General features: G+C 68.4%; 12 protein-coding genes and 1 riboswitch. Of the genes, 7 read left to right on the forward strand and 5 right to left on the reverse strand.

Annotation, left to right across the window (positions count from 1 at the left end; genetic code table 11):
- Positions 1 to 37: 37 nt before the first annotated feature.
- From EA796_RS15000 to EA796_RS15015, 4 genes are all read right to left on the reverse strand, one after another.
- On the reverse strand, positions 38 to 949 hold the full coding sequence (locus EA796_RS15000; protein WP_021444906.1) for a hypothetical protein: 912 nt from the start codon (positions 947 to 949) through the stop codon (positions 38 to 40).
- Between the two features lie 148 nt (positions 950 to 1,097).
- A complete protein-coding gene (locus EA796_RS15005) occupies positions 1,098 to 1,910 on the reverse strand; it encodes an aldo/keto reductase (RefSeq protein WP_122109177.1) in 813 nt (270 codons plus the stop codon).
- The gene (locus tag EA796_RS15010) at positions 1,907 to 3,082 is read right to left on the reverse strand and encodes an FAD-binding oxidoreductase (protein WP_122109178.1); all 1,176 of its coding nucleotides are present in this window, start codon (positions 3,080 to 3,082) and stop codon (positions 1,907 to 1,909) included. The genes EA796_RS15005 and EA796_RS15010 overlap by 4 nt, the downstream gene beginning before the upstream one ends.
- A gap of 68 nt (positions 3,083 to 3,150) precedes the next feature.
- The gene (locus EA796_RS15015; protein ID WP_021441921.1) at positions 3,151 to 3,483 is read right to left on the reverse strand and encodes a multidrug efflux SMR transporter; all 333 of its coding nucleotides are present in this window, start codon (positions 3,481 to 3,483) and stop codon (positions 3,151 to 3,153) included.
- 90 nt (positions 3,484 to 3,573) lie between these two features.
- Between EA796_RS15015 and EA796_RS15020 the strand changes: the two genes are divergently transcribed.
- A complete protein-coding gene (locus EA796_RS15020) occupies positions 3,574 to 4,461 on the forward strand; it encodes a LysR family transcriptional regulator (RefSeq protein ID WP_021441922.1) in 888 nt (295 codons plus the stop codon).
- Positions 4,462 to 4,646: 185 nt separating this feature from the next.
- Positions 4,647 to 5,927: a lipid IV(A) 3-deoxy-D-manno-octulosonic acid transferase gene (gene waaA / locus EA796_RS15025; protein WP_122109179.1), complete on the forward strand. Its 1,281-nt coding sequence runs from the start codon at positions 4,647 to 4,649 to the stop codon at positions 5,925 to 5,927.
- 65 nt (positions 5,928 to 5,992) lie between these two features.
- On the opposite strand, the gene EA796_RS15030 is transcribed toward waaA, so the two are convergent.
- Positions 5,993 to 7,435 carry a TolC family outer membrane protein gene (locus tag EA796_RS15030; protein WP_122109180.1) on the reverse strand — a complete coding sequence of 481 codons (1,443 nt, stop codon included), beginning with the start codon at positions 7,433 to 7,435 and terminating at the stop codon, positions 5,993 to 5,995.
- A 220-nt stretch (positions 7,436 to 7,655) separates the two neighbouring features.
- Positions 7,656 to 7,762: riboswitch (TPP riboswitch) on the forward strand.
- 97 nt (positions 7,763 to 7,859) lie between these two features.
- Here EA796_RS15030 and thiC point away from each other — a divergent pair.
- The 5 genes from thiC (at position 7,860) to EA796_RS15055 (ending at position 12,573) form a co-directional block, all read left to right on the forward strand.
- The gene (gene thiC / locus EA796_RS15035) at positions 7,860 to 9,743 is read left to right on the forward strand and encodes a phosphomethylpyrimidine synthase ThiC (protein ID WP_031302564.1); all 1,884 of its coding nucleotides are present in this window, start codon (positions 7,860 to 7,862) and stop codon (positions 9,741 to 9,743) included.
- Positions 9,744 to 9,839: 96 nt separating this feature from the next.
- On the forward strand, positions 9,840 to 10,439 hold the full coding sequence (locus EA796_RS15040) for an NUDIX domain-containing protein (protein ID WP_021441926.1): 600 nt from the start codon (positions 9,840 to 9,842) through the stop codon (positions 10,437 to 10,439).
- Positions 10,430 to 10,882, forward strand: a complete 453-nt coding sequence (locus EA796_RS15045; protein WP_122109181.1) for a DUF1249 domain-containing protein — start codon at positions 10,430 to 10,432, stop codon at positions 10,880 to 10,882. Before EA796_RS15040 ends, EA796_RS15045 begins: the two co-directional genes overlap by 10 nt.
- A gap of 202 nt (positions 10,883 to 11,084) precedes the next feature.
- Positions 11,085 to 11,900: a 3',5'-cyclic-AMP phosphodiesterase gene (cpdA, locus tag EA796_RS15050; protein ID WP_122109182.1), complete on the forward strand. Its 816-nt coding sequence runs from the start codon at positions 11,085 to 11,087 to the stop codon at positions 11,898 to 11,900.
- Positions 11,901 to 11,961: 61 nt separating this feature from the next.
- A complete protein-coding gene (locus tag EA796_RS15055; protein WP_122109183.1) occupies positions 11,962 to 12,573 on the forward strand; it encodes a YqiA/YcfP family alpha/beta fold hydrolase in 612 nt (203 codons plus the stop codon).
- Positions 12,574 to 12,575 lie beyond the last annotated feature (2 nt).

The raw sequence follows: 12,575 nt of genomic DNA on the forward strand, positions 1-12,575 counted from the left end.
CCGGTCACGGCTCAGGCCTGGTGCGTACGGCGCCCGCCTAGGACACGCCGAGCAGCGCACGCCGCGGCGGCGTTGGCGCACCACAGCGCTGCAGCCAATCCTTCCAGCGAATCCGCTCGTCACGCACCAGCCAGCCGTCCTGCTCGGCGAAACTCTCCGACAGCCACAGGCCGCGGGTGCTGGCCGGCCGCAGTTCGCCCTTGCTCAGGGTGAACAGCTCGCCGCTGGGCAGGCCCTGCTGCAAGGCCAGCAGATAGAGGTCCGGCCGGCGCCGCTCCAGGCGCGCCACCAGGCGTCCATCCTCCAGGCATTCGTCGACGTGAAACAGACTCAATTGGCGCACGTCGCGCGGCAGCTCCAGGCTCAGGTCGTAGACCAGCTGCAGCGAGGCGGTGGGCAGGTGCACGTAGGCACGCGGGCGCTCCAGCAGGGTCAGGTTGCCGCACTGCACCGGGCGCGCCGCGCCGGACAGCGGGCTGAGGCGGAAGTGGCTGGCCTCGCGGTAACGCAGGGCGCCCTGGTAGGGCGTCGGCAGCCAGGTATCGCCGAAGCGCCCGGCCAGCCAGCCGTCGGCCGTTTCCAACAGGCATTCCTCGGCCACTTCCTGGATGGCGGTAAGCAGCGGCAGGTTCAGTTCATGGGCCGGCACATAGCCGGAAATCAGCTTGAGTACGGTGTCGCCGCGATCCGGACGACGCTGGCGCACCAGCAACCAGTAGTCGCGGCCGTGCAGGCGCAGGGTCAGGCGCACCGAGACACCAAGGTTGGCCAGCTCCGCGGCGAAGCGCCAGCTGTCCGCCACCTGCAGCGGCCGGCGCCGCTCGAGCATCTGACGGAAGTTCAGCGGCTGGCCCAGACTCTGGTAACTCAGGCCCTCGGGCCCGGCCTCGACGAACAGCGGCAGGGTCTTGAAGGTGCTCGGGTCCTTACGGATCAGCGTACGCGGCATCTCGACTCCTCGTTCCTGCTGGGCGTGCAGCCGGCGCGGCAGGCAGCCTGCCCGGCGGACGCAGGGTGGTCAGGGTGAAGCGCAACAATGGCTCAAGGCTGCCCCAAGCCAACCCCGAACGACAAGCCACCGCCGGTAAGCGCAGGCTTCAGCAGATGTCCTGGATCACCGCCGCCGCCGTGGCCACGTTGGCCGCCAGGTGCGCGGGGTTGATGGTGCCGACGATGGCGCTGCTGACGCCGGGGTGATCGAAGATCAGTTCGAAGCTGGCGCGCAGCGGATCGACGCCGGCGCCCAGGCAGGCATGCCCGCTGGCCAGGGCCTTCTTGATCAGGATGCCCTTGGCGTGACTGGCAGCGTAGTCCAGGACCGGCTTTTCGCCCTGTTCGTTGAGGTTGTAGGTGACCATCGCACAGTCGCCCTGCTGCAGCGCCAGCAGGCCGCCCTCGACGGTCTTGCCGGACAGGCCGTAGGCGAGGATCTTGCCCTCGCGCTTGAGCGCGGCCAGGGTCTCGTACACGCCGCTATCGCGCAGCACCGCCAGGTCGTTGCCGTCGGAGTGCACCAGCAGCAGGTCGATGCGGTCGGTCTCCAGGCGCTTGAGGCTGCGCTCCACCGACAGGCGGGTGTGCGCCGGGGAGAAGTCGAAGCGCGACTGGCCGTGCTCGAACTCCTCGCCGGTCTTGCTGACGATCACCCAGGCGTCGCGCTGGCCGCGCAGCAGCGGGCCGAGGCGCTGCTCGCTGAGGCCGTAGGCCGGCGCGGTGTCGATCAGGTTGATGCCCAGCTCGTGGGCCTGGCGGATCAGCGCGGCGGCCTGGGCATCGTCGGGGATGCGGAAGCCGTTGGGGTACTTCACCCCCTGGTCGCGGCCGAGCTTGACCGTGCCCAGGCCCAGCGGCGAAACCAGCAGGCCGGTGGACCCCAGCGGGCGATGCAGATCGTGCAGGGTGCTCTTCATGGCAACAGCGCCTCCCATACCGGCTGCGCCACGTCCGGGCGCGGCAGCGCCGGCAAGGGGGCGTGGCAGCCGGGCTGCACGCCGTCGCGATCCAGCGCGGCCAGCACGCGGTCGGCGAAGTCCGGGGCCAGCGCCAGCTTGGTCGGCCAGCCCACCAGCAGGTGCGGCTGTTCGGCGAGGAAGGCGTTGTCCGGGCGCACCAGGCCGCTCTGCGCCGGCTCGGCGCGGTCGACGCGCAGGGTCGCCCAACGGGTCTGCGCCTGGTCGACCCAGGGCAGCAACTCGGCCATTTCCTGCTGCGCGGCGCGGATCTGCGCGGCCTCGTCGCGGGCCACGCCGTCGGCCTCGGCCAGGTCGCCGCCGAGGTACCAGACCCACTGGCCGTCGGCCGCCGGATGAGTGGTGACGGTGACCCGCGGCTTCGGCCCGCCGCCCAGGCAGTGGGCGTACAGCGGCTGCAGCGCCGGCCCCTTGGCCAGCACCATGTGCAGCGGGCGCAGTTGCTGTCTGGGCTGCTCGATACCCAGCGCGGCGAGCAGCTCGGCATTGCCGGCGCCGGCGCTGAGCACCACGCGCTGGGCGCGAATCTCGCGGCCGTCGACCCGCAGGCCGCGCAGCTCGCCGTCCTCGCGCAGCGGCTCGATCTGCCGGGCCGCCAGCAGGCCGTCGCCGGCCAGCTCGGCCAGACGGGCGATCAGGCTGGGCACGTCGAGCACCAGTTCGGCCAGGCGGTAGACCTTGCCCTTGAATTTCGGGTGCTGCAGCGCCGGCGGCAACTGCTCGCCCCTGACCTGGTCGACCCGTCCGCGCACCGCCTTGCTGGCGAAGAAGCTGGTGAGGTTGCCGGCCAGGGTGCCCGGCGACCACAGGTAGTGCGCCTCGGACAGCACGCGCACGCCGGAGAGATCCAGCTCGCCGCCGCCGGCCAGGGCCTCGCGCCAGCGCCGCGGCATGTCGGCGATGGCCTCGGAGGCGCCGCTCAGGGCGCCATGCAGGGCGTACTTGGCACCGCCGTGGATGATGCCCTGGGACTTCACGCTCTGCCCGCCGCCGAGGCTGCCACTCTCCAGCAGCAGGGTGGCGAAACCCTGGCGACGCAGGCGCGCGTTGAGCCAGAGGCCGGCGATGCCGCCGCCGACGATCAGGACATCGGTGCTGAGGGACTGGGACATGAACGGGCCTCGCCGGAAAACAGGGGCGCAAGTATAACCCGCCCGGGCCGGCCTGCCCGAGGCCGCCGTCAGTGGCCGGTGGACTGCGAGAACAGCTGAATCACCAGCACCCCGCTGACGATCAGGCCCATGCCCAGCACCGCCGGCAGATCGAGCTTCTGCTGGTAGAGGAACAGTGCGGCGACGCTGACCAGGACGATACCCAGGCCGGCCCAGATGGCGTAGGCGATACCCACCGGAATGGTGCGCACCACCAGGGTCAGCATCCAGAAGGCGATGGCGTAGCCGCCCACCACCAGCAGCAGCGGCAGCGGCTTGTTGAAGCCGTCGATGGCCTTCATCGAGGTGGTGGCGACCACTTCGGCGGCGATGGCGATGGCGAGGTAGAGGTATCCGGGCATGGCGGCGACTCCTGAGCGATGGCGCGATTCTAAGCTCGTCAGCGATGGGATAAAGTCATTACCCATCTGACTTACAGATAGGTTGACCCCATGAACTGGAACCTCGATCAGCTGCACCTGTTCGTCCGCACGGCCGAATGCCGCTCCTTCTCCGCCGTGGCGCGGGAGGTGGGGCGCGCGCAGTCGGCGGTGAGCACCGCCATCGCCCTGCTCGAAGCCGACCTCGGCGTGCAGCTGTTCGAGCGCAGCAGCGGGCGCCAGCCACAGCTGACCGAAGCCGGTGCGGCCCTGCTGGAGGAAGCCCGCAGCGTGCTGCAGCAGTGCGAGCGCCTGGACGGCCGCGCCTTCGGTCTGGCGCGCGGCGAGGAGGCGCGCCTGCGTCTGGCGCAGGACGAAGCCATGCCCTACCAGCCGGTACTGGCCAGCCTGGGGGCGCTGGCCGAGGCCTTTCCCCGGCTCGAGGTACAGCTGTCCAGCGGTGCCCAGGGCGATGTGGCGCGCAAACTGCTGCAGCGCCAGGCCGACCTGGGCCTGCTGTTTCATCACGAACAGATGCCCAGGGAGCTGGAAAGCCAGCGCCTGGGCACCATCGAGATGGTCACGGTATGCAGCCCGCAGCATCCGCTAGCCGGACGCGCCAGCGTGGAGCGCCGCGATCTGGCCGAACACCGCCAGTTGCTGATGACGCCGCAGGACAGTCACTACCCCGGCGGCGAGCAGATCAGCCCGCTGGTGTGGCGCGCCGACAGCTTCTACGTGATGGCCGAGCTGGTGATTCGCGGCCTGGGCTGGGCCTGGCTGCCGCGCCACGTGGCGCAGTACCCGACCTATCAGGGCCACCTGCAGGAACTGCGCAGCGACTGGGCGCCGCTGCCGCTGGTGGTGGAGCTGGTATGCCGCCGCGACGGCGCGCTCGGCCCGGCGGCCAACTGGCTGGCCGACTGCCTGGCGCGCGAGCTACTGCGCCCGCAGGCCTGAGAGCCCCTCCAAACTCTGCTGCGCGTCGGCACTGCTGCGTTAAAAACAGGCTCGGAATGCTCATGTACAAAAGCACACTCCGCTTCCTCGCCTGTTTTTGCCTTGCATTGCTCTAGCTCGCGAGACTTTGAACGGGCTCTAAGTCCACTTCCAGGAGCGGGCCTCGACCGCTAAGCTGCGCGCCCATGAACAGACACCTCTATACCCTGCTGCTGCACCTGGCCCTGCCCCTGATCGCCCTGCGCCTGGCCCTGCGCGCGCGCAAGGCGCCGGCTTACGCGCGACGGATCAAGGAGCGTTTTGCCTTCGCCCTGCCAGCGCTGAAACCGGGCGGCGTCTGGGTGCACGCGGTGTCGGTGGGCGAGAGCATCGCCGCCGCACCGCTGATCCGCGCGCTGCAGGCGCGTTATCCCGACCTGCCGATCACCGTGACCTGCATGACCCCGACCGGCTCCGAACGTATCCAGGCGCTGTTCGGCGATGGCGTGCAGCATTGCTACCTGCCCTACGACCTGCCCTGGGCCGCCGCGCGTTTTCTGCGTCGAGTGCAGCCGCGCCTGGCCGTGGTAATGGAAACCGAGCTGTGGCCCAACCATATCCACCAGTGCGCCAGGCGCGGCATCCCGGTGGCGCTGGCCAACGCGCGGCTGTCGGAACGCTCGGCACGCGGCTACGGGCGCTTCAGGCGACTCACCGCGCCGATGCTCGCCGAGCTGTCGCTGATCGCCGTGCAGACCCAGGCCGAGGCCGAGCGCTTTCTCGCCCTCGGCGCGCGCCGCGACTGCGTCGAGGTGACCGGCTCGATCAAGTTCGACCTGCAGATCGATGCCGGCCTGGTGCAACGCGCCGCCGAACTGCGCCGCGCCTGGCAGGCCGAGCAGCGCCCGCTGTGGATCGCCGCCAGCACCCATGCCGGCGAGGACGAGATCGTCCTTGCCGCCCATCGGCAGCTCCTGGTCTCCAGGCCGGATGCCCTGCTGATTCTGGTGCCGCGCCACCCCGAGCGCTTCAACTCGGTCCATCAGCTGTGCCTGCACCAGGGCCTGACGACGCGCCGCCGCTCCACCGGCGAGGCCGTGCAGGCCGGCGACCAGGTGCTGCTCGGCGACAGCATGGGCGAGCTGCTGTTTCTCTACGCCCTGGCCGACGTGGCGTTCGTCGGCGGCAGCCTGGTGGCCAACGGCGGGCACAACCTGCTGGAGCCGGCGGCCCTGGGCAAACCGGTGCTGAGCGGCCCGCACCTGTTCAACTTCCTCGAGATCGCCGCGCAGTTGCGCGAAGCCGGCGCACTGGGCGAGGTGCAAGGCGCTGACGACCTGGCCGCCGAGGTCGCCGCACTATGGCGCGAGCCGGCTCGCAGCGAGCGCATGCGCCAGGCCGGCCTGAACGTGCTCAAGGCCAACCAGGGCGCGCTGCAACGCTTGCTGGCGGGGCTGCAAAGGCTGCTGGAAGGGCGTCGCCCCTAGCCCCTGCCGACCCGCGTCAAGAAAAAGCCCGACTTCGTGTCGGGCTTTTTCTTGACGCCGGCGGTTCAGAAATCCGGATCGCCCTGCAGGCGCGCCTCGGCGGCCGAGGCCAGATCCGGCGGCAGGAAGTCCTGGTCCGGGTTGTAGTCCGGCTTGAGGAAGCTGCCCAGCGCTTCCAGGTCGGCCGGGCTGAGGGTGCCGGCGGCCTGCTTCAGGCGCAGGTTGTTGAGGATGTAGTCGTAGCGCGCGTCGTTGTAGTTGCGCACCGAGCTGTACAGCTGACGCTGGGCGTCGAGCACGTCGACGATGTTGCGGGTGCCTACCTGGTAGCCGATCTCGGTGGCCTCCAGCGCGCTCTGGTTGGAGATGATCGACTGTTTGCGCGCCTGCACGGTTTCCACGTCGGTATTCACCGCACGGAACAGGTTGCGGGTGTTCTGCACCACCTGGCGACGCAGGCTCTCGCGCAGCTGCTCGGTCTGGCCCAGGCGCTGGTAAGCCTCACGCACCTGCGAACTGGTCAGGCCGCCGCTGTACAGCGGGATGTTCAGCTGCAGGCCGATGGAGCGCTGGGAGACGTCGCCGCTGTAGGTCGGGCTGCCGAAGGTGCCGCTGTTGCTGAAGCCCAGGCTGTCGTTATCGCCCTTCTGGTAGCTGGCCACCGCATCCAGGGTCGGCGCATGGCCGGACTTGCGCTGGCGCAGGGTTTCCTCGGCGGCGTCCACCGCATAGTAGCTGGCCTGCAGGTTGAGGTTCTGCGCGGCGGCGGTGTCGACCCAGGACTTGGCGTCGTTCGGCGTCGGCGCCAGCACCGGCAGGGTATGCACGATGCCTTCGACCGCCGCGTAGTCGCGGTTGGTCAGGGTCACCAGGGCCTCGAAGGCGTCCTCCACCGCGCGTTCGGCGAGGATGCGGTTGGCACGGGCGGTGTCGAAGCCGGCCTGCGCCTCGAGCACGTCGGTCTTGTCCGACAGGCCGACGTCGAAGCGCTCGTTGGCCTGGTCCAGCTGGCGCTTGAACGCCGCTTCCTCGGCCTTGGTCGAGGCCAGGGTGTCCTGCGCGCGGAGCACGGCGAAGTAGGTCTCGGCGCTCTGCAGGATCAGGTTCTGCTCGGTGGCCGACAGCTCCAGCGCGGCCTGCTCGCTGGTGGCCTCGGCGGCCTGCAGCTGGAACCAGCGGTCGGCGCGGAACAGCGGCTGGCTGAGGTTGGCCTGGTAGGTGGTGCCGCTGCGCGAGGCGCTGTTGCTCGGCGAGTCGATCTCGGTGCGGGTGTCGCCGTAGGTGGCGCCCGCCGACAGGTTGGGTAGCAGCCCGGCGCGGGCCTGCGGCACCACTTCCCGGCGCGCCTGGTAATCGGCGCGCGCGGCGGCGATATCGGCATTGTTCTTCGCCGCTTCCTGGTACACGGTCACCAGGTCGGTCTTGCTCGACAGCGGGGCCTCTTCGGCCTGGGCCAGGCCCGCGGCGACGGCGGCAATGGCGACGGCCAGGGAAAGTCTGCGCAACATGAAGGTCGATCCTTGAATGGGCGGTGATGGGCAAGGCTACGGGGCGCCGCGGGCGAGGGTCAAGCGCACCTTGGACGGCATCAGTCTAGCTGGCGGCAAGCTATGTTGCTCGCCGGGAACAATGCCCGGCAGGTGGCACTAACGGTCGTTTTCCGACGCACGGGTCGACCTTTTCTGACCCTCGGGTTGGTTTTATCGCTCAAGCTTGATTAGACTGCCTGGGTTCTTGTCGGGGTGCCCCATATGCGGGGCTGAGATTGGCAGCTGCCGGATCCCGTTGAACCTGATCAGGTTAAGGCCTGCGTAGGGAACAAGATGTCCTCGCCAGCGTACCGGCGAGTCCCTCTCGGCACCGCCCCATGGTGCGCCTTCGCCCCTCCTCTCTCAGGTTCTGCTCCGACAACCATCCCCGGAGAGAGCCTTGATGAGTGCACAACAACAAAAGAATCTGAGTGAATCGGCTCAGGTCGACCAGCAGTCCGTACAGCCCTTCCCCCGTTCGCAGAAAGTCTATGTAGAGGGTTCGCGCCCGGATATCCGCGTACCGATGCGCGAGATCAGCCTGGACGTGACGCCCACCGACTTCGGTGGCGAGATCAACGCGCCGGTCACCGTCTACGACACCTCCGGCCCCTATACCGATCCGAACGTGACCATCGACGTGCGCAAGGGCCTGGCCGACGTGCGCAGCGCCTGGATCGAGGATCGCGGCGACACCGAAAAGCTGCCGGGACTGTCCTCCGAGTTCGGCCAGCGCCGCCTGGGCGACGCCGAGCTGGCCGCCATGCGCTTCGCCCACGTGCGCAACCCGCGCCGGGCCAAGGCCGGCAAGAACGTCAGCCAGATGCACTACGCCAAGCAGGGCATCATCACCCCGGAGATGGAATACGTCGCCATCCGCGAAAACATGAAGCTGGCCGAGGCCCGCGAGGCGGGGCTGCTCAACGAGCAGCACGCCGGCCATAGCTTCGGCGCCTCGATTCCGAAGGAAATCACCCCCGAGTTCGTGCGCAGCGAAGTGGCCCGCGGCCGCGCCATCATCCCGGCCAACATCAACCACGTGGAGCTGGAGCCGATGATCATCGGCCGCAACTTCCTGGTGAAGATCAACGGCAATATCGGCAACAGCGCCCTGGGCTCCTCCATCGAGGAAGAAGTGGCCAAGCTGACCTGGGGCATCCGCTGGGGTTCGGACACTGTGATGGACCTGTCCACCGGCAAGCATATCCACGAGACCCGCGAGTGGATCATCCGCAACAGCCCCGTCCCGATCGGCACCGTGCCCATCTACCAGGCGCTGGAGAAGGTCGGCGGCGTCGCCGAGGACCTGACCTGGGAGCTGTTCCGCGACACCCTGATCGAGCAGGCCGAGCAGGGCGTGGACTACTTCACCATCCACGCCGGCGTGTTGCTGCGCTATGTGCCGCTCACGGCGAAACGCGTGACCGGTATCGTTTCCCGCGGCGGCTCGATCATGGCCAAGTGGTGCCTGGCGCACCACAAGGAAAACTTCCTCTACACCCACTTCGACGACATCTGCGAAATCATGAAGGCCTACGACGTGTCCTTCTCGCTGGGCGACGGCCTGCGTCCCGGCTCGATCGCCGACGCCAACGACGCCGCGCAGTTCGGCGAGCTGGAGACCCTCGGCGAGCTGACCAAGATCGCCTGGAAGCACGACGTGCAGTGCATGATCGAGGGCCCCGGCCACGTGCCGATGCAGCTGATCAAGGAGAACATGGACAAGCAGCTGGAATGCTGCGACGAGGCGCCCTTCTACACCCTCGGCCCGCTGACCACCGACATCGCCCCCGGCTACGACCACATCACCAGCGGCATCGGCGCGGCGATGATCGGCTGGTTCGGCTGCGCCATGCTCTGCTACGTCACGCCCAAGGAACACCTGGGCCTGCCGAACAAGGATGACGTCAAGACCGGCATCATCACCTACAAGATCGCCGCCCACGCCGCCGACCTGGCCAAGGGCCACCCGGGCGCGCAGATCCGCGACAACGCCCTGTCCAAGGCGCGCTTCGAGTTCCGCTGGGAAGACCAGTTCAACCTGGGCCTGGATCCGGACACCGCGCGCGCCTTCCACGACGAGACGCTGCCCAAGGATTCGGCCAAGGTGGCGCATTTCTGCTCCATGTGCGGGCCAAAGTTCTGCTCGATGAAGATCACTCAGGAAGTGCGCGACTATGCTAAGGAGCAGCGCATCGACACCCTCGACCTGGACGCCGAACAGGGCATGCAGGCCAAGGCCGAGGAGTTCAAGGCCCAGGGCAGCCAGCTCTACCAGAAGGTGTAGCCCTCTGGTCACGGAAGCTTGATCTGGCAGCGCTAAGCTCGCTAGTGTGATCGGTAACGGGCCAACTGGCCCGTTACTGCCAGTTGGGGGATGCCTATGGGCAAAGACGACATCGACATCATCGAGCGCGAGGCCTGCTTCCGCGGCTTCTACCAGCTCGACCGGGTGCGCCTGCGCCATCGCCAGTTCGCCGGCGGCATGGGCCCGCAGCTCAGTCGCGAGCTGTTCGTGCGCCACGACGCCGTGTGCGTGCTGCCCTACGACGCGCAACGCGACGAAGTGGTGCTGATCGAGCAGTTCCGCGTCGGCGCCATGGACAAGAGCGCCAACCCCTGGCTGCTGGAGCTGGTGGCCGGCCTGATCGACAAGGACGAAGAACCCGAGGAGGTCGCCCGCCGCGAGGCGGTCGAGGAAGCCAACCTGCAGCTGACTGCGCTGTGGCCGATCACCCAGTACTACCCCTCGCCCGGCGGCTCCGACGAGCGCGTGCACCTGTTCGTCGGGCGCTGCAGCAGCGAGGGCGCCGGCGGCGTGCATGGCCTGGCCGAGGAAGGCGAGGACATCCGCGTGCACGTCTGGCCGCTGGCCGATGCCCTGCAGGCGGTGAAGGACGGCCGCATCGACAACGCCGCCAGCATCATCGCCCTGCAATGGCTGGCGCTCAATCGCGACGAAGTGCGGGGGATGTGGTCGTGAACCTGGTGCGCGAGCGCTACCGGGTCGACCTGGTCGAACTGCAGGCCGCCTGCGAGGCCAACTACGCTCGCCTGATGCGCCTGCTGCCGGACATGCGCAGCAAGCCCCAGGCGCGGCGCGTGGCCCTGAGCCAGGGCGACCGCCTGCTCGGCGTGCTCAGCCTGGAAGTGGTCGAAGCCTGCCCCTACACCACCACCCTGCGCGCCCGCCAGGAGCACAGCCTGCCCTGGCTGCCGGTGCCGCAGCTGGAGGTGCGGGTCTATCATGACGCGCGCATGGCCGAAGTGGTCGGTGCCGAGAATGCCCGCCGCCTGCACAGCCGCTACCCTTATCCCAATGCCGCCATGCACCAGCCGGACGAGAAGAGCCAGCTCAACCTGTTTCTCGGCGAATGGCTCAGCCATTGCCTGGCCTGTGGCCACGAACCCCAGCCGGTCATCTGAACCGTCAAGCTTCGCACCGCCCGGCCGATAGTGCGGCGCGGCTTTTGTGGCCTGCCATCCCTGGCAGCCAGCCTGCGGGCCGTCGCAGGCGACGTCAAAAACCGCTCCTGGCGTTTTTTCTGTGATCTGCGTCCGCTTCGCGGGTTTTCCCTTTAGCGCGGCAACCACCATAATTCACCCGATTGTGCCCTAGGAGACGGTCTTGCCGAGCCTGCCCACACCTTCCGCTGATTCCTCGGTCCTGCTGGTGCAGCTGTCCGACAGCCACCTGTTCGCCGAAGCGGATGGCAAGCTGCTGGGCATGGACACCTGCGACAGCCTGCAGCGGGTGATCGAACGGGTGCAGCAGGAGCAGGCGCAGATCGACCTGATCCTAGCCACCGGCGACCTGTCGCAGGACGGCAGTCAGGCCTCCTACCAGCGTTTCCGCCAGCTCACCGCCGCCATCGGCGCGCCGGCGCGCTGGCTGGCCGGCAACCACGACGAAGTGCCGCCGATGCAGGCCGCCTGCAACGGCAGCGCGCTGCTGGAGCCGGTGATCGACCTCGGTGCCTGGCGCATCGTCATGCTCGATTCCTCGATCCCCGGCGCGGTGCCCGGCTTTCTCGCGGACAGCCAGCTCGAGCTGCTGGAGCGGGCGCTGAGCGAGGCGCCGCAGCGTCACCACCTGATCTGCCTGCACCACCACCCGGTGTCCATCGGCTGCAAATGGATGGAACCCATCGGCCTGCGCAACCCGGACGCCCTGTTCGCCGTGCTGGCCCGCCACCGGCAGGCAAAGGCCCTGCTCTGGGGTCATATCCACCAGGAATTCGACCAGCAGCGCGGCGGCCTGCGCCTGCTCGCCTCGCCCTCCACCTGCGTGCAGTTCGCCCCCGGCAGCGAGGAATTCCAGGTCGGCAGCGAGGCGCCCGGCTACCGCTGGCTGCGCCTGCATGCCGACGGCCGCCTGGACACCGGCGTATCGCGCGTCACCGGTATTCATTTCGAGGTGGATTACAGCGTCAAGGGCTACTGAAACACCCCCAATCAGCTTGAGGCTTGCAGCTTGCGGCCTCGGACTAGTAGCCTCCCGCCCCATGACCGCATCCATCCTCTATATCCACGGCCTCAACAGCTCGCCGGCCTCGCACAAGGCCAGCCAGCTGAGCCGCGCCATGCGCAGCCTGGGCCTCGACGCCCGGTTGCGGGTGCCGGCGCTGCACCATCATCCGCGCCAGGCCATGGTGCAGCTCGAAGCCCTGGTGGCGGAACTCGGCCAACCCGTGCTGGTGGGCAGCTCGCTGGGCGGCTACTACGCCACCTATCTGGCCGAGCGCCATGGCCTCAAGGCGCTGCTGATCAATCCCGCGGTACGCCCGCACCTGCGTTTCGACGGCTACCTCGGCCCGCAGCAGAATTACTACAGCGACGAGACCTGGGAACTGACCGAAGATCACATCGAGGCCCTGGCCGAGCTGGAGGTGGCGCCCCCCAGCGACCCGGTGCGCTACCGGGTATGGCTGCAAACCGGCGACGAGACCCTCGACTACCGCGACGCCGAACGCTACTACCGGGCCTGCGCCCTGCGCATCCAGGCCGGCGGCGACCACGGTTTCCAGGGCTTCGCCGCCGACCTGCCGATGCTCTTCGCTTTCGCCGGGATCGACGCCACACTCTGGCGCGATACCGACTTTTCCGCACTCATTTGACG

The sequence above is a fragment of the Pseudomonas sp. AOB-7 genome (assembly GCF_003696305.1).
In the GTDB taxonomy this organism is placed as follows: Bacteria; Pseudomonadota; Gammaproteobacteria; order Pseudomonadales; family Pseudomonadaceae; genus Aquipseudomonas.